A 21,937-nucleotide genomic window follows, 5' to 3' on the forward strand; every position below is an offset into this window, starting at 1 on the left:
GGGTTCGGGCGGCGGGTGCTCACGTGTGGTCGCCGAGGACGTCGGCGATGCCGCGCAGCGGGATGTCGACCCACTCGGGACGGTTGTTGAGCTCGTAGCCGAGCTCGTAGACCGCCTTCTCGAGCAGGAACGCGTCCAGCAGGATCGCGGTGTGGTCGGGGTCGGACGGCAGGAACGACGCGCCGTCGGCCGCCTGCAGGTAGCCGTGCAGGAAGCCGGCGCCGACCCACCGGTGCCAGTAGGCGAGCCAGCCGCGCAGCTCCTCGTAGTTGGGCCGGTCCGCGGTCACCGCGCCCCGTTCCTCCTGGAACCGCAGCGCCGACTCGGTGGCGTACTGGTAGGACCGCAGCATCCCGGCGACGTCGCGCAACGGCGAGCGCTTCAGTCGCCGCTCGCCGAGCGGGCGGGCCGGCTCGCCCTCGAAGTCGATGATGACGAAGTCGCGTCCGGTCCACAGCACCTGGCCGAGGTGGTAGTCGCCGTGGATGCGGGTCCGCATGGTCTCGATGCGGGTCTTCGAGAGCACGCGCAGCCGCTCGAGGATCTCGCCCTCGCGCTCGGCCAGCGCGACGATGCGCTCGCGCGCCGACGCGGAGTCCAGGGTCGAGGACGCCTTGCGCGCCTGCTGCAGGCCTCGGCGCAGGGCGTTGCGCATCGACTGGTACAGCGAGCGCTGGTAGAGGGTGCTGAAGGCCTCGGGGGCGAAGGCCGGATCGTCGCTCGCGGCCAGGGCGGCGTGCATCTCGGCGGTCCGGCGCCCCAGCAGGCAGGTGGCGTCGAGGAACGGACCGATGACGTCGTGCGCGGACTCCGGCAGGGGTTGCAGCGCGAGCGTGAAGGCCGACCGCCCGTCGATCTGGTCGCGACCGAGGTGGGGCGGATCGGTGAGTACGCGTTCGGCGAACCGTTCCAGCTCGTCGAGCGTGTAGACCCAAGCGTCGCCCTCGTTGGGGACGAACCGCTGCAGGATCGCCAGCGTCGCGACGCCGTTGCCGTCGCGCGAGCGGTGGTCGATGGTGCCGAGGAAGTCGGGCACGTGCTCGATGCGTCCCGACAGGTAGCGGCCGATCTCCACGTCGGGCGATTCCCCGGCATCGAGACGCCGCAGCACCTTCATCAGGTAACGATCGCCGAAGATCATCGACGTGTTGCTCTGCTCGCCGCGCAGGACGCGGGGATGCAGCGACTGCACGTCCCGGGGCAGGCGTTCGTCACGCCGCCCGAGCAGCTCGCCGTTGGTGGTGCGGTACTTGCGCTGTCGGGCGATCGTGTCCAGCAGCAGGTGGGCGGAGGACTCGTCGAAGAGCGCGTCGTAGAGCACACCGGACTGACCGCGCTGGCCGCGACCGCGGACGGTCGCGAGTACCGAGGCGGGGGCGACCGCGTTGACGCGGCCGGCCTCCTCGCCCTCGGCGAACGCCACCGGCAGCACGTACCGCTCCGGCTCGCCGTCGGCGTACTCGACGCGCACGACCAGCAGGTGCAGGTCGGCGTCGTCCTTGGCGGCGCCGTTGCCGGACTGACCCCGCGCGACGGGGGCGACGTCCTCGATCGTGGTCGACTGCACCGTGCGCGCTTTGCCGCCGAACCACCGCTGACGCTGCAGGACGGCCGGGAGCACCGCCTCGAGCCGCTCGCGCCCACGGCCGCGCAACAGCGCCCGCCACTCGCCCGACAGCGTCACCTCGGGCGCTTCGGGCTCGGTCTCGGGCGTGTGGGAACCGGCGTACTCGCGCATGTTGGACAGGCTCAGGCGGCTGGGCGCCCGCTCGAGGCTGAACCAGTAGAACTGGTAGGGGCCGAGGGTGAGGGTGTAGGGCACCTCCGTGACGGGCGGGAAGGCGGTGCGGCCGAACATCTCGACCAGCGACAGGCCCTGGAACTCGTCGAGCGGGACCTGGGCCGCCTGCGCGTTGCGCGACAGGTTGGCCACCACCAGCACGTGCTGTTCGTCGGCCGGGTCGTCGCTGCCCGGTGGCGACCAGCGCCGGACGAACGCCAGCACCTTGGGATTGTCGGGGTTGACGAACTCGATCGTGCCACGCCCGAAGACGTGGTGGTGGCGCTGCCGCAGCGCGATCATGCGCTTCATCCACCACAGCAACGAGGCCGGGTTCTCCTGCTGCGACTCGACGTTGATGGTCTCGTAGTGGTACTCGGGGTCGATCACGACGGGCAGGTACAGCCGCTGCGGGTTGGCGCTGCTGAACCCGGCGTTGCGGTCGGCCGACCACTGCATCGGGGTGCGGACCCCGTTGCGGTCGCCGAGCCAGATGTTGTCGCCCATGCCGATCTCGTCGCCGTAGTACAGCACCGGCGTGCCCGGCATCGACAGCAGCAGCGAGTTCATCAGCTCGATGATGCGACGGTCGTTGCCCAGCAGCGGCGCGAGACGCCGGCGGATACCGAGGTTGATGCGCATCCTCGGGTCATGCGCGTAGGCGCGGTACATGAAGTCGCGCTCTTCGTCGGTCACCATCTCGAGCGTGAGCTCGTCGTGGTTGCGCAGGAACAGCGCCCACTGGGTGCCGTCGGGGATGTCGGGGGTCTGGTCGAGGATGTCGAGGACCGGGAAACGGTCCTCCTGGCTGACGCCCATGTACAGGCGCGGCATCAGCGGGAAGTGGAAGTTCATGTGGCACTCGTCGCCGTCACCGAAGTAGGCGGCGGCGTCCTCGGGCCACTGGTTCGCCTCGGCGAGGAACATGCGGCCGGGCCAGTGCTCGTCGAGGTGGGCGCGCAGTTCCTTGAGGTAGTCGTGGGTCTCGGGCAGGTTCTCGCCGTTGGTCCCGTCGCGCTCGTAGAGGTAGGGGATGGCGTCGAGTCGGAAGCCGTCCACGCCGATGCCGGCCCAGAAGTCGAGCACCTCCTTCAGCGCGTCCTTCACCTCGGGGTTGTCGAAGTTGAGGTCGGGCTGGTGGCTGTAGAAGCGGTGCCAGTAGTACTGGCCCGCCTCGGGATGCCAGGTCCAGTTCGAGGTCTCGAAGTCCTGGAAGATGATGCGCACGTCGGGATAGCGCTCGGGCGTGTCCTCCCAGACGTACCAGTCGCGCCACCGGCTCCCGGGTGGGCTTTTGACCGCGCGCTGGAACCAGGGGTGCTGGTCGGAGGTGTGGTTGATCACCAGTTCGGTGATGACCTTGAGCCCCCGCGCGTGCGCCTCCTTCACGAAGCGCTTGAACTGCCGCATCGTGCCGTAGTCGGGGTGGATCGCGGTGTAGTCGGCGATGTCGTAGCCGTCGTCGCGCAGCGGCGAGGGGTAGAACGGCAGCAGCCAGATGGCCGTGACGCCGAGGTCCTGGAGGTAGTCCAGGCGCTCGGTCAGGCCCTTGAAGTCGCCGAAGCCGTCACCGTTGCTGTCCTGGAACGAACGCACGTGACAGGAGTAGATGACGGCGTCGCGGTACCACTGCTCGTCGCTCTCGTCGCTGCGGTCGCGGGTGGCGTCGTGGCGGTCCATCATGCCTCCATGCCCTGCACGACGAACACGTGTGCGGGGCTCACGTGCGGGTCGAGCTCGACGTAGTTGCGCCGGCCCCTCCACGTGAATCGGGCGTCGGCGATGCGGTCGTGCACCGTGAAGGGCTCGTCCTCCGACGCGATGCCCAGGGCGGCGAGGTCCAGCCAGGTCGTGCCCGCCTGCTTCCAGTTGGTGTCGAGGTTGACGATCACCAGCACCGTGTTGTCGCTCTGCGGATCCCGCTTGGAGAAGGCGAACAGCTGCTCGTTGTCGACGTGGTGCAGCGCGAAGCCGCGGTCCTGCTGCAGGGCCGGGTTGTCGTGTCGGATGCGGTTGACCAGGCGGATCATCTCCGCCAGCGAGTGCGGATGATCGAGGTCCCAGTGCCGGATCTCGTACTTCTCGTTGTCGAGGTACTCCTCGGCGCCCGGCCGGGCCTCGTGCTCCATCAGTTCGAACGTGGGCCCGTAGATGCCGTAGTTTGCGGTCAGCGTCGCGGCCAGGACCAGCTTCTGCACGAACGCCGGACGGCCCCCGTGCTGGAGGAACTCGGTCAGGATGTCGGGCGTGTTGGGCCAGGAGTTGGGCCGGAAGTAGTCCCGCACCTCGGTGCGGAACAGCTCGTGGTAGTACTGCTCGAGCTCCCACTTGTGGTTCTTCCACGCGAAGTAGGTGTAGGACTGGTTGAACCCGATCCGCGCCAGCTCCTGCATCACGGCAGGACGGGTGAACGACTCCGACAGGAAGATCAGGTCGGGGTGCTCGTCGAGCAGTTCGGCGAGGCACCACTCCCAGAAGGCGAACGCCTTCGTGTGGGGGTTGTCGACCCGGAAGATGCGGACGCCCTCGTCGATCCAGTGCTCGAACACGCCCTTGAGCGCGGTCCACAGGCCCTCGGCGTCGCTGGTCTCGAAGTCCAGCGGGTAGATGTCCTGGTACTTCTTGGGCGGGTTCTCGGCGTACTGGATCGAGCCGTCGGGACGCTTCTTGAACCACTCCGGGTGCTCGTGCACCCACGGGTGGTCCGGCGCGCACTGGAACGCGATGTCGAGCGCCAGCTCCAGGCCGTGCTCACCGCACGCCTTCACCAGGCGGCGGAAGTCCTTGATGGTCCCGAGCTCGGGATGGATGGCGTCGTGGCCGCCCTCGGCCGACCCGATCGCCCACGGCGACCCGGGATCGCCCGCCTCGGCCTCGACGGCGTTGTTGCGACCCTTGCGGTGGATGGTGCCGATCGGGTGGATCGGCGGCAGGTAGAGCACGTCGAAGCCCATCGCCGCCACGTAGGGCAGACGCCCGATGACGTCGTCGAAGGTGCCGTGGCGGCCCGGCTCGGGCGACGCCGAGCGGGGGAAGAGCTCGTACCAGGTCGAATACCGCGCCTTCTCGCGGTCCACCCGCAGCGGGTAGCGGTCGGACTCGGTGGCGAAGCGGCGGGCGTCGCTGCGCGCGACCAGCTCCGAGGTCTCGGGGGCCAATGCCGGGGTCGCCCGCTCGTCGGCCGGCGCCGAGGTGTCCAGCAACTGCTCGGCGAGCACCTGCAGCAGGTCGGCGTCCTCGCCGCTGGCGCGTTCGCGCACCTCGCGCAGCAGTTCGGCGCCGATCGCCAGGTCCACGTCGGTGGCGACCTCGGCGGCGAGCTTCTTGCGGGTGTCGCGCTGCCAGGTCGCGAACCGGTCGATCCAGCCGACGACGCGGAACTCGTGCCGGCCGAGCGCGTCGATCACGAACTCGCCCCGCCAACGGTCGTTGGCCAGCGGCACCATCGGCGCCTCGTACCAGCGGCGCTGGCCGGCACGTCGCCAGCAGACCACGGCGTCGATCAGGTCGTGCGAGTCGGCGAACACGTCCGCCTCGACGACGACGGTCTCGCCGCGGGAGGTCTTGGCGGGGTAGCGGCCACCATCGACGCGCGGTGAGACGGCGCGGATGCTGACACGGCGGTTGGTGATTCCCACGACGATCCTCGGTTCGGGCCGGAACGCAGGTGTGCGCGGACGGAAGTCGGAATCGAAACTAGGCAGACGGCTGCGACTTCGCACCGGAGAGGGCGGTCGGACGTCCGGGGTGCCCTCCTGGCGGATGCGGCCGGGTTCCCCGGCGGTGGGGCGGCGGGTGCGCCGCCTACGCTGCGCATCGTCGAACGAACAGGTTGGCCGTGCCGTCGCAGCTCGCGCGTCCCCTGGCGGGCACACGGCGGGCGGCGCTGCGGGTGCGGGTCGCCGCGCGCACCATCGTCCAGACGGCGGTCGCGGTCGCGCTGGCCTGGCTCGTCGCCACCGAGGTGTTCGGGTACGAGCTGCCGTTCTTCGCGCCGGTCGCGGCGGTCATCACGCTCAGCGCGACCTCGGGCGCGCCGGTCCGCCGTGCGGTCGACCTGGCGGCCGGGGTCGCGCTCGGGATCCTCGTCGGCGACCTGCTCATCCTGGCGATCGGGACCGGCGTCCCGCAGATCGTCACCGTGGTCGTGCTCGCCATGCTGGCCGCCACGCTGCTGGGCGGCACGGTGCTGGTGGTCAACCAGGCCGCGATCTCCGCCATCCTCGTCTCGACGCTGCTGCCGCCGTCGGCGTCGCTGGTTCCGCACCGGGTCTTCCATGCCCTCATCGGCGGCGCCGTCGCGGTCCTCGTGGGGCACCTGCTGCTGCGCAGCCCCCCGGTCCCGAGCGTCGCCCGCGTGGCGCAGCCGGTGTTCGCCGGGCTCTCCCACGCGCTGACGGCGACGGCCGACGCGCTGCGCCGCGGTGACGCGGCGGCCGCCGAGGCCGCCCTGCTCGCGGCACGAGGGCTGGACCCCGACGTGCGCGAGCTCGGCCAGGCCATCGCGGACGCCCAGGACCTGGCCCAGTTCACGCTCGGCAGGCGCGCCATCCGCGAGCAACTCCAGGCACACGAGGAGGCGCTGCGGCAGCTGGACCACGCCGTCCGCAACACGCGCGTGCTGGCCAGGGCGAGCATCGCCCTGCTGTCGGCGTCGGCGCCGGCCGAACGTGACGGGGCCGGCCCCGCCCGCGCCCTCCTCGCCGTCAGCGAAGCGGTCGAGGACCTCGCCGCCGGTGTCCTGGCGCTCGGCGAGCAGCTCACCGAGGGCGCCGGGCCCGAGGCCGTCCGCGCCACCGCACTGCACGCGGCGACGCACGCCGGCGCGCTGTTCCCCGATCGCTGGTCGCTGTCGCTGGCGCGGGTCGTCGGCCAGATCCGCGCCACCTCGGTGGACCTGCTGCGCGGCTCCGGACTCGAGCTGTGGGACGCGCAACAGCTGCTCGAACACCAGGACGGCGCCGCCGATCCCGGACACCGGAACGCGTGACAAGCCGGCGGCGCACGGCCAAGCTGTCCACCTGCGCGCGGAGCAGCTGCTCCGCGACACGACCAGGGAGCCGACATGTCCGCCGACCTCGACCTGCGTGCGGTCCAGGCCCCGCTCAAGGCCCGTTACCGCGAGGAGCCGGCCAGCGCGCTGCTGACGCTGTCGGCGGACGGCGACCTCGACGGCGCGGGCGTCACCTGCTCGGTCCGCACCGGGCAGGCCGTCGTCGAGGCGGGCCTGCACCCCTACACCGGCGGGGACGGCCTGTCGGCCTGCTCCGGTGACCTGCTGCTGCAGGCGCTGGTCGCCTGCGCCGGCGTGACCTTGCGCGCCGTCGCCCGCTCGCTGGAGGTGTCGATCGACGGCGGACGCGTGGTGGCGGAGGGCGACCTCGACTTCCGCGGCACGCTGGGCGTCGACCGTGACGCACCGGTCGGCTTCCGGGCCATCCGGGTCGTGTTCGAGCTCGACACGCCCGCCGACGAACCGACCCTGCAGAAATTGTGCGAGTTGACCGAGCGCTACTGCGTCGTGCACCAGTCCCTGTCCGGCGTGCCGGAGCGGTCCATGCGCATCGACCGGCGCCGCGAGCACCCGACCACCGGGTGACCGCTGCCTCGGACATGCCGCTTGCTGCGGCGCTTGGGGGTGGCTGCGGCGCGTGGGGGTGGTCAGCCGATCAGCGCACGGGCACGGTCGAAGACGGCGTCCAGCATCTCCTCGGTCAGCCGCCCCGTGAACGTGTTCTGCTGGCTGACGTGGTAGCTGCCGAGCAGCACGCGACCGTCCGCGAGCCGTGCCTCGGCACCGTGCCCGAACCTGGGCCGGGCGCCCTCGTGCCCGCGGTGTCCGAGGACGACGTTCCACGCGAACCCGCCCAGCGCGACCACGACCTGCCACGGCAGCAGGTCGAACTCGGCATCGAGATAGGGCGCGCACCGGTCCCGCTCGTCGGGGGTGGGCTTGTTCGCCGGCGGTGCGCAGCGGACCGGCGCCGTCACCCACGCGTCGGTCAGGGCCAGGCCGTCGTCGCGGGCGACCGAGGTCGGCTGGTTGGCGAAACCGGTCCGGTACAGCGACGCGAACAGCCAGTCGCCTGACCGGTCACCGGTGAAGATCCGTCCGGTCCGGTTCGCGCCATGGGCCGCCGGGGCGAGCCCGACGAGCAGCACCCGGGCCTCCGGGTCACCGAACCCCGGAATCGGACGCCCCCAGTAGTCCCAGTCGGCGAACGCCCGACGCTTGTCGCGCGCCACCTGTTCCCGCCAGGCGACCAGCCGCGGACACGCCCGGCAGTCCACGACCGCCCGCTCGAGCGTGGGCAGGTCGGGGTAGGAACCGAAGGCGGGCAGTCGCGGCATGACCCGAGAGCCTACGCCCCACCCACCCCAGCGGCCGGCGGGCGCCCCCGCGCCCGCCCCCGGTCCACTTTCGGCTCCGGGCACGAAAGGTTGCAGCCGCGCCGGCCGCGGGGCGCCGGGCGTGCCCACTTTCGGCGCCGGGCACGAAAGTGGACGTCGGTGGGCGGTGCGGGCTACCGGGCGTGTCCACTTTCGGCTCCGGGCACGAACGTGGACCTGGGCGGGCGGTCCGGGGCGCGGGGGTGCGTCCACGTTCGGCTCCGGGCACGAAAGTTGGGGTGGGCGGGGCCGTAGGATCGGCGCATGACGCGCGCACCGATCCGCTTGACCGCCTACTCGCACGGGGCGGGCTGCGCCTGCAAGCTGTCGCCGACGGAGCTCGGCGAGGTGATGGCGGGGCTGACGCCGGCGCGGGCGCCGGACCTGCTGGTGGGCCGGTCGCACGGCGACGACGCACTGGTGTGGCGGCGCCCCGACGGGCGCGCGCTCGTGGCCACCGTCGACGTCTTCACCCCGATCGTCGACGACGCCGCCACGTGGGGTCGCATCGCCGCCGTGAACGCCGGCAGTGACGTGTTCGCCATGGGGGGCCGGCCGTTGTTCGCGCTCGCCTTCGCGGCCTGGCCGCGCGAACAGCTGCCGTTGGCGCTGCTGGCCGAGGTGCTCGAGGCCGGCCAGGACGCGGCCATGGACGGCGGGTGGGTGGTCGGCGGCGGTCACACGATCGACGGTGCCGAGCCGCTGTACGGCCAGGCCGTGGTCGGCGAGGTCGATCCCGACCGGATGCTGGTGAACGCGGCGGCGCGCCCGGGTGACGCGCTGGTGCTGACCAAGCCCCTGGGGACGGGCCTGGTCACCACCGCGGTGAAGCGTCGCGAGCCGGATGCGCACCGGCCGGGGGGCGAGCTCGCGGCGATCTACGAGGCCGCGCTCGCCGAGATGCTGCGCTCGAACGGTCCGGCGGCGCAGGCGGCGCTCGAGCGCGGAGCGCGGGCCGGCACGGACGTCACCGGGTTCGGTCTGCTCAACCACCTGCGCGAGGTGCTGCTGGCCAGCGACGTCGCCGCCCGCATCGACGTCGAGGCGGTCCCGCGCCTGCCCGGGATCGACGATCTGCTCGCCCGCGACGAGATCCCCGGCGGCACGCGACGCAACCTGGCGCACGCCCGCCCGCACCTCGAGGTCGGTGACGGGATCGTCGAGGAGGACCTGGTGCTGCTCGCCGACGCGCAGACCTCCGGCGGCCTGCTGCTGGCACTGGCGCCCGACGCGGCCACCGACCTCGTCGCATGCCTGACCTCACAAGGGCACACCGCTGCCCAGGTGGGCGTCGTCACCGACGGACCGGCGGGCAAGATCGCCGTCGCCTGAACCGGCGGCACCTCAGTTCGGAGTCGCTGGCCCTCTCGGCGTGGCGGCGGTGGCGGCCCGGATCGCGTGGGCGGTGCGCCGCGCCAGCGCCATGCACGTCAGCATCGGGTTCGAGCCGACGGCGGTCGGGAAGGCCGAGGTGTCACCGATCCAGACGCCGCGCGTGTCGTGCAGTTCACCGGTCGGCGACGCGACGCTGGTCGTCGGATCGGTCCCCATGCGGGCCGAACCCATCTGGTGGGCACTGAACATCACCCGGCCACCGGCGCCCTCGCCGGCCTCCTGCGCCTGCCGGCGGAAGGCGTCGAGGTCCTCGCCACGCCGCCACATCGCCAGCGAGCGGTGGGTGTCGAACACGACGCTGGCGCCCGCGGCGGCATGCAGTTCGACCAACGTGCGCAGGGCGTGGCGGCGTACCTCGATGTCGACGGGGTCGCTCAAGGGGTAGTGCACCACCGCCTCACCTTGGTCGTCGACGGTGACGCTGCCCGAACCGTGGTCGCGGGTGACGGCGAGGAAGGGAGCGGTGCCGGCGTAGCGGCCCATGAGCAGCTTGTGCTGCCGGCCCGAACGCCAGGGCACGACCGCGCCGGAGATGGACGGATGCAGGTGCGCGGTCTCGATCAGGTAGCCGAAGCCGTCGACCACGGCACGGTGTCCGGTCACGATGGTGGCCTGCGGCGCCCCCCACCAGGCGCGCAGTTCCTCGTCGTAGAGCCCGACGACCATGGGGACCGGGTGCAGCCGCAGATGCCGCCCGACCGCCGGGCCCCCGATCGCGGACCGCAACAGCAGGGCCGGCGTCTCGAGCGCCCCACCGGCCACGACGACCTGCGGAGCGTCGACCGTCAGGTGCAACGGCGGGCGGCCGGGACGACGGACGACCGCCTCCACGCCGACGGCCGCACCGTGCCGGGTCAGGATGCGCTGCGCCCGCGACCGACACACGATGCGGGCGCCGTTCGCCTCGGCGTCGCGGAGATAGGTCGCGGTCGTGGACTGCTTGCTGCCGGTGCGGTCGCCGTACCCGACGTGGCCCGCCGCCGCGGCGTCGTAGGTGGCCGGATCGGTGTTGCGTGTCGCCTTCTCCCACCGCAGACCGAGCGCCGAGGCACCTGCTGCGAGCTTCTCGTTGACGCCGTTGAGGTCGGTGCAATCGGCGTTGGCCGAGATCCGTTGCAGGACGGCGTCGAGGTGGATGTCGAAGTCCTGGCCGTCGACGCCGGCCAGCCCGTGCTCGTCGGCCCACTGGCGCCGGACGTCGCGGGGCGGGCGGACGCAGTTGAGCCAGTTGACGGTCGTCCCCCCGCCGAGGGTGGCCCCGGCGAGGATGGCGACGTTGCCGTCGGCCGTCAGGTGCAGGCCGCCACGCCAGTACAGCTGTTGCAGGGCCCCGAGCTCGTCGGCCGGGAAGTCGGGCGCCTCGAAGTGACCGCCCGCCTCGAGCACGACCACGGCCAGCCCCGCGGCGGCCAACTCGCCGGCGACCACGCCGCCACCCGCCCCCGAGCCGACGACGACGACGTCGGCCGACATCCGGTGTTCGGTGACGCCCGCCGGGGGCGACCACGTCGCCAACTGCCGTGGCGGCGGCTCGACGGCGGGCGGCCCGGGGTAGGACAGCTGGGCCCAGTTCGGGTTGTGACCGTCGGCACCGACGTGGCCGTAGAACAGCTGGAACACGAGCGCTCGCAACCCGTCCAGCCCCTGCCGGGCGTCCGCCGAGGTGGCCGCGAGGCCCTTGAGCACCGTCTCGCGCGCAGCCTGGGGCAGCCGTGGGAAGCCGATGCCGCGCAGCACGTCGAGCAGGCGGCCGAGTTCCTGCAGTTCCTCTTCGACCAGCAGTTCCTCGAGGCGGCCGACGAGCGCGGGAACGAGGTCGAGGTCGGTGGCGCGACGGGCCCAGAACCCGTGCGGGTCACCGGCCTGTGCCGCCGGCGGGCGCACCGCCGGCGCGAAGGTGTCGGCCAGCGCGGCCAGGATCCGCCGGCGTCGGTCGTCGAGCACCACCTCGGTCATGTCGCCAGCCTTCCCCTTCCGGTGCGAGCCGGTCAGGGCCGGACGAGCTGACGCTCGGGTGCGATCTTCAGGATGGCGCGTTCGGACGTGATCGCCTTCGGGTCGTAGTCGCGGCCGACGTAGCGCTGCGCGCAGGCGTCGATGTGGTCGCGCGCCTCCTGCCCACGGACGACGTCGACGACCCGTCCGCGTACCTCGACGTACTCGTAGGGGTTGTCGGCGTTCCAGATCAGGACCGTGACGCGCGGATCGGCGGAGACGTTCTTGAACTTCTGGCGATGCACCTCGGTGTTGATCAGCAGGTGATCGTCGTCGGCGTCGACCCACATGACCTGGGTCTGGGGGGTCCCGTCCGAGAACAGCGTCGTCAGGGCGGCGAAGTTGCGGCCGGTGGCGTAGGTCTTGACCTGGGGCTCGAGCGGCATGTGGTCCTCCTCGTCGGACAGGTTCGGTGGGGACGCTAGGGCAGAGCGGGCGCTCGCACGCGCTCGGGTACCGTCCGACGCACGCGGGTGCCGGACGGGTCGCCCGTGAGGAGGTCGTAGGTCGTGAGCAGCAGCCCCGCCCCGCCGTCGCTCGAGGAGCCGCTGGTCGGGACGTTCACGATGGACCGCGCCACCTGGGACGCGCTGGTCGAGCACGCCTGGTCCGACTTCCCCTACGAGGTCTGCGGGCTGCTGGGCGTACGGCCGGACGGTCGCTGCGTCCACTTCCCGATCGACAACGCCGAGCGGTCCATGACCTACTACGTCATGGACGCCAAGCAGCTGTTGCGGGCCATGCGCGAGATCGAGGACGAGGGCTGGGAGCTGGCCATCTACCACTCGCACACCCACACCCAGGCCTATCCGTCCTCGACCGACATCCGGCTGGCCGCCTATCCCGAGGCGACCTACCTGATCGTGACCCTGCAGGACCGCGACCATCCCGACATCCGCGGTTTCTCGATCGTCGATGGCGTCGTGACCGAGAAGCGGGTCGTCGTGACCGACGAGGTGCGCTGATGCCCAGCCTGTTCCCGTTCCTGCGCCGCGGCTGGGCGTTCGCGCCGGTCGTCATCGAGGTGGCCCGTCAGGCCGACCGGCACGTGCGTCCCCACGTGCGGGCCTGGCAGCTCGCCGAGGCGGTCGACGGCTGGGTCGGGCGTTGGACCGACAACGACGGCACGCACTGGGTGGTGTTCAAGCAGCCCGACGCACCGCCGTTGCAGGCGTTCCCGGCGTTGCGTGACGCCGAGCTCGCCCGCGCCGGTCGTGAGCTGGACCGCAACGGCCTGAAGCGGCACGACGAGCTGCCCGAGGCCACCGCCATGCGCCAGGTCGAACGGGTCCGCGAGCTGCCGCAGAAGCTGATGCCGGGCCGCGCCGACGACAGCTGACCGGTCGGCCGACACGGCCGGAGCCGCTCAGCCGACGGCTCGTGCCAGTGCAGGCGCCAGGTCGCCGCGTGGTTCGACCACGACCTCGGGCACGTCCAGCCAGTCGCCGAGAGCGGCGAGCTCCGCGGCCAGTTCGCGTGCGACATGTACGAGGTCGGCACCGTCTTCGGCGAAGGCGCTGCGCACCAGCAGCCGGCCGGTGGACCGGTCGGCCTTGAGGTCGACCCGCGCCACGAGGTCCTCGCCGAGCAGGAACGGCAACACGTAGTAGCCGTACACCCGCTTCGGTTCGGGGACGTAGATCTCGATGCGGTAGTGGAAGTCGAACACCCGCAGCGCCCGCTCGCGGCGCCACACCAGCGGGTCGAACGGCGACAACAGGGTGCGGGCGGGGAAGGTGCGGGCGGCGCCGGCCTGCGGGTGGCGGTAGACCGGCTCGTCGCCCCACCCGCGCACCCGGACCTCCTCGATCAGCCCCCGGTCGACCAGGCGTGCGAGGGCGGGCCGCACGTCGCGGGTCACGAGCCGGTGGTGGTCGGCGAGGTCGGCGGCGGTGCCGATGCCGTGTGCCGCGACGGCACGCAGCAGCAGGCGCTCGCGGGTCTCCTCGAGCGGCAGGACCTCGACGTCGCGGACCGCCGACGGGATGACGCGCTCGGTCAGGTCGTAGACCGCGACGAAGTTGGGGGTGCGGTGGTGGATGGTGAGGTCACCGCGCACCGCGAGGTAGTCCAAAGCGAGGCGTCCCTTCGGCATGCCCCACCAGGGTCCGCTGCGCTCACCGGGGTCGTCGAGGTCGCGGACGCTGCGCGGCCCGTGGTTCGCGATCTCCTCGAGCACCGCGTCGAGGTAGCCGGGGTGACGGTCCTCGACCTCCCGGATGCGTTCCCAGCGGCGGGTCGACGCCCGGCGGTGGTGGAACAGCGGCCACGCCTCGACGCCGGTCATCGAGGCGACGTGGATCCAGCCCTCGAACAGCTCGCGTGAGCGCCACAACCACCGGTCACGGGCCGCCCGGTCGTGGGGGCCGATCCGCGACCAGAACGGCAGCTCGTGCGCCCGTGCCAGCACGTTGACGCTGTCGAGTTGCACGATGTCGACCGTGTCGACGACCCGACGCAGGTGCCTGACGTCACGGCGGACGTCGGCGCCAGGGCGCTCGCGGCCGAACCCCATCGCCGTCAGGGCGATGCGGCGCGCGTTCTTCGCTGAGAGGGTCCGCATGGTGCGGGGACGCTAGCCGCGCGTTGCGGACACGCCCGGCCAGGTCCTCGGCGTCAGGCGGTGTGCCCGCCGTCCGCATGTCCCGCGTCCGCGGACTGAGCGTCGGCCTCGGCCTGCCGGCGGACCGCCTCGGCGACGACGGGGACGACGCGGTCGCTGAACACGCTGGGGATGATGTGGGAGGGGTGCAGTTCGTCCTCGCCGACGACCGCGGCCAGCGCGCGAGCCGCCGCGGCCTTCATCTCCTCGGTGATGTAGCGGGCGCGGGCGTCGAGCGCCCCGCGGAAGATGCCCGGGAAGGCCAGCACGTTGTTGATCTGGTTGGGCTGGTCGCTGCGACCGGTCGCGACCACGGCCGCGAACTGCCGGGCGGCGACCGTGTCGACCTCGGGATCGGGGTTGGCCAGCGCGAACACGATCGCGTTCTCGCGCATGGTGGCGAGGTCCTCGGGCTGCAGCAGGTTGGGGGCGCTGACCCCGATCAGCACGTCCGCGCCGCGGATCGCGTCACGCAGCGTTCCCGACCGGCCGTCGGGGTTGGTCCGCTCCCGCAGCCACTGGTGGCTGTCGTGGCTGCAGGGATGGTCCCTGCCGCCGATGATGCCCTCGACGTCGGACACGAGCAGGTTGCCCACGCCCTCGCGCAACAGCAGGCGGGCGATGGCCATCCCGGCTGCACCGGCCCCCGACAGCGCGACGGTGACGTCGCCGAGCGGCTTGTCGACCAGGCGCAGGGCGTTGATGAGCGCGGCCATGACGACGATCGCGGTGCCGTGCTGATCGTCGTGGAACACCGGGATGTCCAGCGACGCCCGCAGACGGTCCTCGATCTCGAAGCAGCGCGGTGCGGAGATGTCCTCGAGGTTGATGCCGCCGTACACGGGGGCGATGGCCTCGACGGTGCGCACGATCTCGTCGGGGTCCTTGGTGTCGAGGCAGACCGGCCAGGCGTCGATGTCTGCGAACCGCTTGAACAGGGCGGCCTTGCCCTCCATCACCGGCAGGGACGCCGCCGGTCCGATGTCGCCGAGCCCGAGGACCGCACTGCCGTCGGTGACGATGGCGACGGTGTTGCCCTTGATGGTCAGGCGGCGGGCGTCGTCGGGCTTGTCGGCGATGGCGCGGCAGACGCGGGCGACCCCTGGCGTGTACGCCATCGACAGGTCGTCGCGGGTCGCGAGCGGCACCCGGGAACGGACCTCGAGCTTGCCGCGCAGGTGCAGCAGGAACGTGCGGTCGCTGACCCGGTGGACCTCGACGCCGTCGAGGTCGTCGACGGCCGCCGTGATCTGGTCGGCGTGCCCCGCGTCACCAGCGTTGACGGTCACGTCGATGACCACCACGTCGCGCTGCGTCTCGACGAAGTCCAGTGCGGTGACCGCGCCGCCGACCTCGCCGATCGCCGTGGTGGTCCGACCGATGGCGCTCTGGTCGTCCGCGCTCAGCCGGAGCCGCAGCGTGATGGAGTAGCTGGCGTTCGGAAAGGCGACGGACATCTGGGCGGCGGCCTCGACTTGACGTGGACGTCGAAACTACTGCCCGGTGTCGACCGCCGCGAGTTCGGACGAGGGCGGCAGCTCGAGCTGCACCAGCCGCTCGACGGCACGCTCGGCGGGGGACAGCCCGTCGACGTCGCCCGGTGTGTCGTCCCAGGCCGTGTCGAAGTGTCCGAAGCGGTAGGCCTTCGGGACGCGTGGGTCGAGGTAGCTCGCCCGGCACACCGCGCGGGTGTTGCCGAGCCGTTCCGCCGCCGCATCGATGGCGGCCAGCACGTGGTCGTCGGCCTGGCGCTGGTGCTGCGGGGGGCCGAGGTCACGCAACGTCTCGGCCGCGACGACGGTGCCACCCCAGGTCCGGAAGTCCTTCGCCGTCAGGTCGTCCCCCGAGATCTCGCGCAGGTAGGCGTTGACGTCGCCCGAGTCGACCTGCCGCCACGTGCCGCCACCGTCCTGCCAGGCGAACAGCCGCTGTCCCGGGATCTCCTCGCAGCGCAGGAGTTGGCGCGCCAGGCGCGGATGACGCAGCTCGAGGTCCTGCTCCTGCCCGCTCTTGCCCGGGAAGCTGAAGTGCACCCGGGTGCCGTGCACGTCCACGTGCTCACAGGCGAGCGTGGTCAGGCCGATGGCGCCGCCCTCCTCGTCCGGCTCGCGGCTGCCGATCCGGATCATGGTCTCGTCGAGCAGTGCCACGACCAGGGCAAGCACCCGTTCGCGGGACATCGTGCGCGCACGCAGGTCGCGGTCGACCGCGTCGCGGATGCGGGGGAGCGCGGCCGAGAAGGCGCCCATCCGGTGGAACTTGGTCGCGTCGCGGACGGCCCGCCACCGGGGGTGGTAGCGGTACTGCTTGCGACCGGCGTCGTCGATGCCCGTGGCCTGGATGTGCCCGGCGGGGTCGTCGCAGATCCACACGTCGGTCCACGCCGGCGGGATCGCGAGTGCCTTCATGCGCTCGCGCTCCTCGCCGCGCACGATCGTGCCGTCGTCGCGGACGTAGGAGAAGCCGCGACCGCGACGGAGACGACGTGTCCCGGGCTCGTCGTCGCTGACGTAGACCAGCCCGGCCGCCTCGGCATGCGCCTCGGCGGAGGCGTCGGCGGGCAGGCCGGCGACCACCGGCAGGATGCCGGTGACGGTCGGGTCGTCGGGAGCGGCGGTCATCCTGGCTGGATACCGCGCCGTCCCCGGTGCCCGATGACGACGCCGGGGCCCTGCGGTGGTGTCCGCGCGCGCTTCCGGGATCCCGGTGACCCGAAGGTCGGTCCTGCCTCCGCCGAATCCGCCCGGCTTGGCGTCATACTCCCCTCGGACCCGGAGGAGTGCACATGACGGATCGGTCGGCGCCGGGCGGGCTCGTCAGCGGCGGTCACGTGCGGGTGATCACCCTGGAGCAGGCCGCGGTCGAGGCGCGTGAGCTGCTCGACGACTTCGAGCGTCGCTACGGGCTGCCCTCGGACCGTCGCGGCGAGGCGTTCACCGATGCGGACGGGGTGCTGCAACGTACGGGCGACTACCTGCTCTGGTCGACGACCTGGGAGCGGTGGCACGGGCTGACCTCGCGTCTGGCTTCCTGAGGCAAGGGCCGCCGACCCGGCGCACGGAAGTGCGCGGGGTTCTCACGGAAGTGTCCGGGGGTTCTGGGCGTTGTCCCGGTCGGGCCGTCCGGCGCCGTCTGCCACGGATACGCTGCGCGCCGATGGCCACCGGCGGTGCCGACAGCGCGCCGGTCGCCGATTTCCGCCCCTCCCCGTCCACTCCGAGGTGTCGTTTCCATGCCCGTCGTCCGGATTCCCACGGTGCTGCGCAAGCACACCGACAACCAGGCCAAGGTCGAGGCCGCCGGCGGCACGGTCCGCGAGGTCTTCGCCGACCTGACCGGTTCGCACCCGGGACTGCAGGAGCAACTGTTCGACGGTGACGCCGTTCGTGGCTTCATCAACGTCTACGTCGACGACGAGGACATCCGCTACGTCGAGGGGCTCGACACGCCCGTCGAGGACGACACCGAGATCGCCATCATGCCCGCCGTTGCCGGTGGCGCGGAGGCGAAGCCGAGCACGCACGGCACCATCGTGCTCGCCGGTGGCGCCGGCGCCTAGGGACGTGCGGTATGACGACGTCTCGCAGGCCATCGGCAACACGCCGCTGGTGGGCCTGCCGCGCCTGTCGCCCGACGGCTACCGCATCTACCTCAAACTCGAGGGCCACAACCCGACGGGGTCGGTCAAGGACCGGGTGGCGAAGTACCTGATCGAGCAGGCCGAGCAGCACGGCCGGCTCACGCCGGGTCAACGGGTGCTGGAACCGACGTCGGGCAACACCGGCATCGCGTTGGCGGCCATCTGCAAGGTGAAGGGCTACCCGCTCACCTGCGTCATGCCGGAGAACACCTCCGAGGAACGCAAGCAGCTGCTGACGATGTTCGGGGTCGAGCTGGTGTTCTCGCCGGCCACCGAAGGCTCGAACGGCTCGGTCAGGGTCGCGCGCGAGATGGCTGCGGCCGACGCCGAGGTGTTCATGCCGTTCCAGTACGGCAACCCGGCCAATGCGCTGGCGCACTACGAGACGACGGCGCCCGAGATCCTGGCCGACCTGCCCGGGCTGACCGCCTTCGTGGCTGGCCTCGGCACGGGCGGCACCGTCACCGGTGTCGGCCGACGGCTCAAGCGCCATGACCCCGACATCAAGGTGTTCGCCGCCGAGCCCGAGTACGGCGACCTCGTCTACGGCCTGCGCAACCTCGACGAGGGCTACGTCCCCGAGGTGCTCGACCAGTCGGTGCTCGACAGCCGGATCAAGGTCAACTCGCTCAACGCGCTGCGCTACACCCGCCGACTCGCCGAGGAGGAGGGCATCTTCGCCGGCGTGTCGACCGGTGCGTCCCTCGCGGTCGCGGTGCGGGTCTGCAAGCGCCTGCCCGAGGGGTCCTCGATCGTGGCGCTCTCACCGGACGGCGGCTGGAAGTACCTCTCGACCGGCGCCTACGCTCCGGGCGACGTCGAGGCGATCGCGACGAAGATCTCCGGCACGCTCTGGGCCTGAGGCGTCGCCCCGCATCTGGGGCCGGTCACACCGGCTGACTACGCTCCCGCCCGACGGCAGGAGCGGGCGTGGGTCTGGAGCTGACGGTCCTCGGATGTGCGGGTTCGCACACCGGCCCCGGTCGTGTGTGCTCGGGCTACCTCGTCACCGCCGACGGCACCCGTCTGCTGGTCGACTGCGGCAACGGCGCCACCGCCAACCTGCAGCGCTTCTGCCGCTTCGACGAGCTCGACGCCATCGTGGTCACGCACCGCCACGTCGACCACTGCATCGACCTGGTCGGCATGTACTACGGCCTGCGCTTCCACCGGGACGGCGCGAAACGCATCGACCTGTATGCCGCCGCCGAGGTCGTGGACACGCTGACGGGCCTGCTCTCGGCCGACTCCGCCCTGGGCTTCCACGACGTGTTCGAGGTCCACGAGGTCACCGCCGACACCGAGGTGACCGTCGGTCCGCTGGCACTCACCTTCGCCGAGTCGGTGCATCCGGTGCCGACCGTCTCCGTGGCGATCGAGCACGCCGGACGGCGGCTGGTGTACTCGTCGGACTCCGCAGGCGGTCCCGCCTTGATCGAGTTGGCGCGGGGGGCCGACCTGCTGCTCTGCGAGGCGACCTGGCAGGGTGACCCCGACGCGTATCCCGACGGCATGCACCTGACGGCGCGCGGCGCGGCCGAGGTGGCCCGTGAGGCAGGCGTCGCCCGGCTGGTGCTCACCCACGTCCTGGGTTCGCTCGATCCGCGGATCTCGGTCACCGAGGCGACCGAGGTGTTTCCCGGTCCGGTCGAGGCCGCCGCCGACCTGCGCTCCTGGGTCGTCTGACACACTCCGCGCGCATCGCGGGACCAGAGCCTGGGTGTCTCGTACCTTTCGCGGGATGGGGCGTTCATGGGGGGCGCCCAGGGGAGGACGTACCACGTGAAGCGCATGTTCATGCTCGCCCTGGCGGCACTGTTCGTCGTCGCCGGCGCCATGCCGGCCGCCGCGATCACCCAGGGAACGCCGGACGGCAAGACCCACCCGATGGTGGGCCAGCTGTTCTTCCACGTCCCGGACGACCCGGATCCGAGGTTCACCACCCCCGGTGCGTGGTACTCGTGCACGGGCACGCTGATCGCGCCGAACGTCGTGCTGACCGCCGGCCACTGCACGTTCGCCATAGGAAAGGGCGGCACGTCGACCCTCCCCGACGGGCGCGGCGGAACGGACGTGTGGATCACGTTCGAGGAGTTGCCCAACCTCGACGAGCTGCTGGCGCCCAGCCTGTCCTTCAACGGAGACAACGCGGCGCGTTACGCGGCCTGGTCGAAGGCGCTCAACGGTGACCGGACGTGGCTGCGCGGCACGGCCCAGGCGCACCCGAACTACGACGAGCGCAGCTTCTACATGGCCGACGTCGGCGTCGTGGTGCTCGACAAGTCGCTCAAGAAGGCGAAGGTCGCCCAACTGCCGGAGGCCGGCTACCTCGATCGCGTCCTTGCCGACAAGAACGACGACAAGCTGTTCACGCCCGTCGGCTACGGCGTGCAGTCGATGGTGCCCTTCTACGACCCCGGTGGCACCCGGCAGTGGTCGACCTCGAAGCTGATCGACCTGCGCGGCACCCACGGCATCCCGGCGGGGACCGTCGCCAAGTTCAGCAACAACCTCGGGAAGAACCACACCGGTGGGGCCTGCAGCGGCGACTCGGGCGGTCCGCTGTTCAAGCAGGGCAGCTTCCTGATCGGGGCGATCACGTCCTACGGGATCAGCCCCTGCATCGGCAACGACGGCGCCTACCGCATCGACAAGGAACTCGACCTCGGGTGGATCCGCAGCTTCGTGCGCTGATCTCTCCCGCCACGCCGACGGCCGTCCCTCGGGGCGGCCGTCGCCGTGTCGCGGATCGGCAGTAGCGTTGCGGACACCGACGAGGAGACCCGCGTGACCGAGCCCGCCCGCCCCGATGGCCGCGCCGCCGACCAGCTGCGACCCGTGACGCTGGAGCTGGGCGTGCAGCGCAATCCCGCGGGTTCGGCCGCGGTCGGCTTCGGGGGCACGCGGGTGTTGTGTGCCGCCTCGATCGAGGACGGCGCGCCCCGGTTCCGGGAGCGTCGTGGCTGGGTGACCGCCGAGTACGCGATGCTGCCGGGGTCGACCTCGGACCGTGCTCGGCGCGAGCGCAACGGGCCCGGCGGCCGGTCGAAGGAGATCGAGCGCCTGATCGGCCGTTCGCTGCGCAGCGTCGTCGCCCTCGACCGACTGCCGGACGTCACGGTGACCGTCGACTGCGACGTCCTCGAGGCGGACGGCGGCACCCGCACGGCGGCGATCACCGGCGGGTGGGTGGCCCTGGCGCAGGCCATGCGAAGCCGGGGTTGGGAGTCCCACCTCGTCGGCCAGGTCGCGGCCATCTCGGTCGGCATCGTCGACGGGCAGGCCGTGCTCGACCTGCCCTACGTCGAGGACGTGCGTGCCGAGGTCGACATGAACGTGGTCGCCACCGCCGACGGGCGCCTGGTCGAGGTACAGGGCACCGCTGAAGGAGAACCGTTCGACCGTGCGCAGCTCGACCGGTTGCTCGATCTCGCCCTGGCGGGTTGCGAGCAGCTGTTCGTCGCCCAGCGGGCCGCCCTCGACGGCGGTGCGGCGTGAGTCGTCGGCTGGTCGCGGCCACGGCCAACCGCAAGAAGCTGGACGAGATCCGGGCACTGATCGGGCACCTCGACGTCGAGGTGGTGGCGATGACCGAGCTCGGCGTGCCGAGCCCGGTCGAGGACGGCGACACGTTCGAAGCCAACGCTTTGATCAAGGCCCGGGCGTGTGTCGCGGCGACCGGCCTGCCGGCCGTCGCCGATGACTCCGGCCTGGAGGTCGACGCGTTGGGCGGTGCGCCCGGTGTCCACTCCGCCCGCTACGCCGGCGTCCACGGCGACGACGCGGCGAACAACGCCAAGCTCGTCGCCGTGTTGCGGGATGTCCCCGCCGAGCGGCGGACCGCCCGTTTCGTCGCGGCCGTCGCCTTCGTCGCCGCCGACGGCACCGAGCACGTGGTCCGCGGCACGATGGAGGGACGCGTCGTCGACGAACCGGCCGGCGAACACGGCTTCGGGTACGACCCCCACTTCGTCAGCGAGGCGGCCGGCGACGGCCGCACCAACGCGCAGCTGAGCCCGGACGAGAAGAACCGACTCAGTCACCGCGGTGCCGCGTTCCGGGCGTTGCTCCCGCGCATCGAGGCCGCCTTCCGCGACTGAACGCCTTCGCAGCCCAGCCCCCGGGCGTGGGGACC

The 21,937-nt window shown here is 71.8% G+C and carries 20 protein-coding genes; 12 read left to right on the forward strand and 8 right to left on the reverse strand.

Translation table 11 applies throughout. The annotated features are described in order from the left end of the window. Positions 1–19 precede the first annotated feature (19 nt). Both treS and ACERMF_RS04375 read right to left on the reverse strand, forming a co-directional pair. Positions 20–3,460, reverse strand: a complete 3,441-nt coding sequence (gene treS / locus ACERMF_RS04370) for a maltose alpha-D-glucosyltransferase (RefSeq protein ID WP_373667801.1) — start codon at positions 3,458–3,460, stop codon at positions 20–22. Then, positions 3,460–5,418 (reverse strand): alpha-1,4-glucan--maltose-1-phosphate maltosyltransferase, encoded by a 1,959-nt coding sequence (locus ACERMF_RS04375; RefSeq protein WP_373667802.1) that lies wholly within the window; start codon positions 5,416–5,418, stop codon positions 3,460–3,462. Before ACERMF_RS04375 ends, treS begins: the two co-directional genes overlap by 1 nt. A gap of 200 nt (positions 5,419–5,618) precedes the next feature. On the opposite strand from ACERMF_RS04375, the gene ACERMF_RS04380 reads away from it, so the two are divergent. Then, positions 5,619–6,770, forward strand: coding sequence for an aromatic acid exporter family protein (locus ACERMF_RS04380; RefSeq protein WP_373667803.1), 1,152 nt, complete (start codon positions 5,619–5,621; stop codon positions 6,768–6,770). Between the two features lie 75 nt (positions 6,771–6,845). Next, complete coding sequence (locus tag ACERMF_RS04385; protein ID WP_373667804.1) at positions 6,846–7,379, forward strand: OsmC family protein; 534 nt, start codon at positions 6,846–6,848, stop codon at positions 7,377–7,379. 62 nt (positions 7,380–7,441) lie between these two features. On the opposite strand, the gene ACERMF_RS04390 is transcribed toward ACERMF_RS04385, so the two are convergent. Then, positions 7,442–8,131 carry a uracil-DNA glycosylase gene (locus ACERMF_RS04390; protein ID WP_373667805.1) on the reverse strand — a complete coding sequence of 230 codons (690 nt, stop codon included), beginning with the start codon at positions 8,129–8,131 and terminating at the stop codon, positions 7,442–7,444. Between the two features lie 303 nt (positions 8,132–8,434). On the opposite strand from ACERMF_RS04390, the gene selD reads away from it, so the two are divergent. Further along, a complete protein-coding gene (gene selD, locus ACERMF_RS04395; RefSeq protein WP_373667806.1) occupies positions 8,435–9,502 on the forward strand; it encodes a selenide, water dikinase SelD in 1,068 nt (355 codons plus the stop codon). A gap of 12 nt (positions 9,503–9,514) precedes the next feature. Here selD and ACERMF_RS04400 read toward each other — a convergent pair whose 3' ends face one another. Together ACERMF_RS04400 and ACERMF_RS04405 are read right to left on the reverse strand one after the other, a co-directional pair. Next, a complete protein-coding gene (locus ACERMF_RS04400) occupies positions 9,515–11,521 on the reverse strand; it encodes a GMC family oxidoreductase N-terminal domain-containing protein (protein WP_373667807.1) in 2,007 nt (668 codons plus the stop codon). Positions 11,522–11,553: 32 nt separating this feature from the next. Then, entirely contained in the window at positions 11,554–11,946 is a 393-nt protein-coding gene (locus ACERMF_RS04405) for a TIGR03618 family F420-dependent PPOX class oxidoreductase (RefSeq protein WP_373667808.1), read from the reverse strand. Positions 11,947–12,069: 123 nt separating this feature from the next. Between ACERMF_RS04405 and ACERMF_RS04410 the strand changes: the two genes are divergently transcribed. Both ACERMF_RS04410 and ACERMF_RS04415 read left to right on the forward strand, forming a co-directional pair. Further along, entirely contained in the window at positions 12,070–12,525 is a 456-nt protein-coding gene (locus ACERMF_RS04410; RefSeq protein WP_373667809.1) for a Mov34/MPN/PAD-1 family protein, read from the forward strand. Beyond that, positions 12,525–12,899 (forward strand): hypothetical protein, encoded by a 375-nt coding sequence (locus ACERMF_RS04415; RefSeq protein WP_373667810.1) that lies wholly within the window; start codon positions 12,525–12,527, stop codon positions 12,897–12,899. Before ACERMF_RS04410 ends, ACERMF_RS04415 begins: the two co-directional genes overlap by 1 nt. 27 nt (positions 12,900–12,926) lie before the next feature. Here the strand turns inward: ACERMF_RS04415 and ACERMF_RS04420 are convergent, their stop codons facing one another. The 3 genes from ACERMF_RS04420 to ACERMF_RS04430 are packed head-to-tail and all read right to left on the reverse strand — an operon-like array spanning position 12,927 to position 16,783. Then, complete coding sequence (locus ACERMF_RS04420; RefSeq protein ID WP_373667811.1) at positions 12,927–14,123, reverse strand: winged helix-turn-helix domain-containing protein; 1,197 nt, start codon at positions 14,121–14,123, stop codon at positions 12,927–12,929. Between the two features lie 53 nt (positions 14,124–14,176). Then, positions 14,177–15,619, reverse strand: coding sequence for an NAD-dependent malic enzyme (locus ACERMF_RS04425; protein WP_373667812.1), 1,443 nt, complete (start codon positions 15,617–15,619; stop codon positions 14,177–14,179). A gap of 36 nt (positions 15,620–15,655) precedes the next feature. Further along, the gene (locus ACERMF_RS04430; RefSeq protein ID WP_373667813.1) at positions 15,656–16,783 is read right to left on the reverse strand and encodes a DNA topoisomerase IB; all 1,128 of its coding nucleotides are present in this window, start codon (positions 16,781–16,783) and stop codon (positions 15,656–15,658) included. A gap of 164 nt (positions 16,784–16,947) precedes the next feature. Here ACERMF_RS04430 and ACERMF_RS04435 point away from each other — a divergent pair, with 164 nt between their 5' ends. The 7 genes from ACERMF_RS04435 to rdgB all read left to right on the forward strand — a co-directional run bounded on the left by ACERMF_RS04435 (position 16,948) and on the right by rdgB (position 21,902). Then, a complete protein-coding gene (locus tag ACERMF_RS04435) occupies positions 16,948–17,196 on the forward strand; it encodes a hypothetical protein (protein ID WP_373667814.1) in 249 nt (82 codons plus the stop codon). A 198-nt stretch (positions 17,197–17,394) separates the two neighbouring features. Continuing rightward, positions 17,395–17,721 (forward strand): MoaD/ThiS family protein, encoded by a 327-nt coding sequence (locus ACERMF_RS04440; protein ID WP_373667815.1) that lies wholly within the window; start codon positions 17,395–17,397, stop codon positions 17,719–17,721. A gap of 4 nt (positions 17,722–17,725) precedes the next feature. Beyond that, the gene (locus tag ACERMF_RS04445; protein WP_373667816.1) at positions 17,726–18,664 is read left to right on the forward strand and encodes a PLP-dependent cysteine synthase family protein; all 939 of its coding nucleotides are present in this window, start codon (positions 17,726–17,728) and stop codon (positions 18,662–18,664) included. A 68-nt stretch (positions 18,665–18,732) separates the two neighbouring features. Continuing rightward, positions 18,733–19,488 carry an MBL fold metallo-hydrolase gene (locus ACERMF_RS04450; RefSeq protein WP_373667817.1) on the forward strand — a complete coding sequence of 252 codons (756 nt, stop codon included), beginning with the start codon at positions 18,733–18,735 and terminating at the stop codon, positions 19,486–19,488. Between the two features lie 105 nt (positions 19,489–19,593). Beyond that, a complete protein-coding gene (locus ACERMF_RS04455; protein WP_373667910.1) occupies positions 19,594–20,496 on the forward strand; it encodes a trypsin-like serine protease in 903 nt (300 codons plus the stop codon). Between the two features lie 93 nt (positions 20,497–20,589). Beyond that, complete coding sequence (gene rph, locus ACERMF_RS04460) at positions 20,590–21,300, forward strand: ribonuclease PH (RefSeq protein WP_373667818.1); 711 nt, start codon at positions 20,590–20,592, stop codon at positions 21,298–21,300. Then, complete coding sequence (gene rdgB, locus ACERMF_RS04465) at positions 21,297–21,902, forward strand: RdgB/HAM1 family non-canonical purine NTP pyrophosphatase (RefSeq protein ID WP_373667819.1); 606 nt, start codon at positions 21,297–21,299, stop codon at positions 21,900–21,902. The genes rph and rdgB overlap by 4 nt, the downstream gene beginning before the upstream one ends. The last annotated feature ends 35 nt before the right edge of the window (positions 21,903–21,937 follow it).

Source organism: Egicoccus sp. AB-alg6-2 (assembly GCF_041821025.1).
GTDB lineage: Bacteria > Actinomycetota > Nitriliruptoria > Nitriliruptorales > Nitriliruptoraceae > Egicoccus.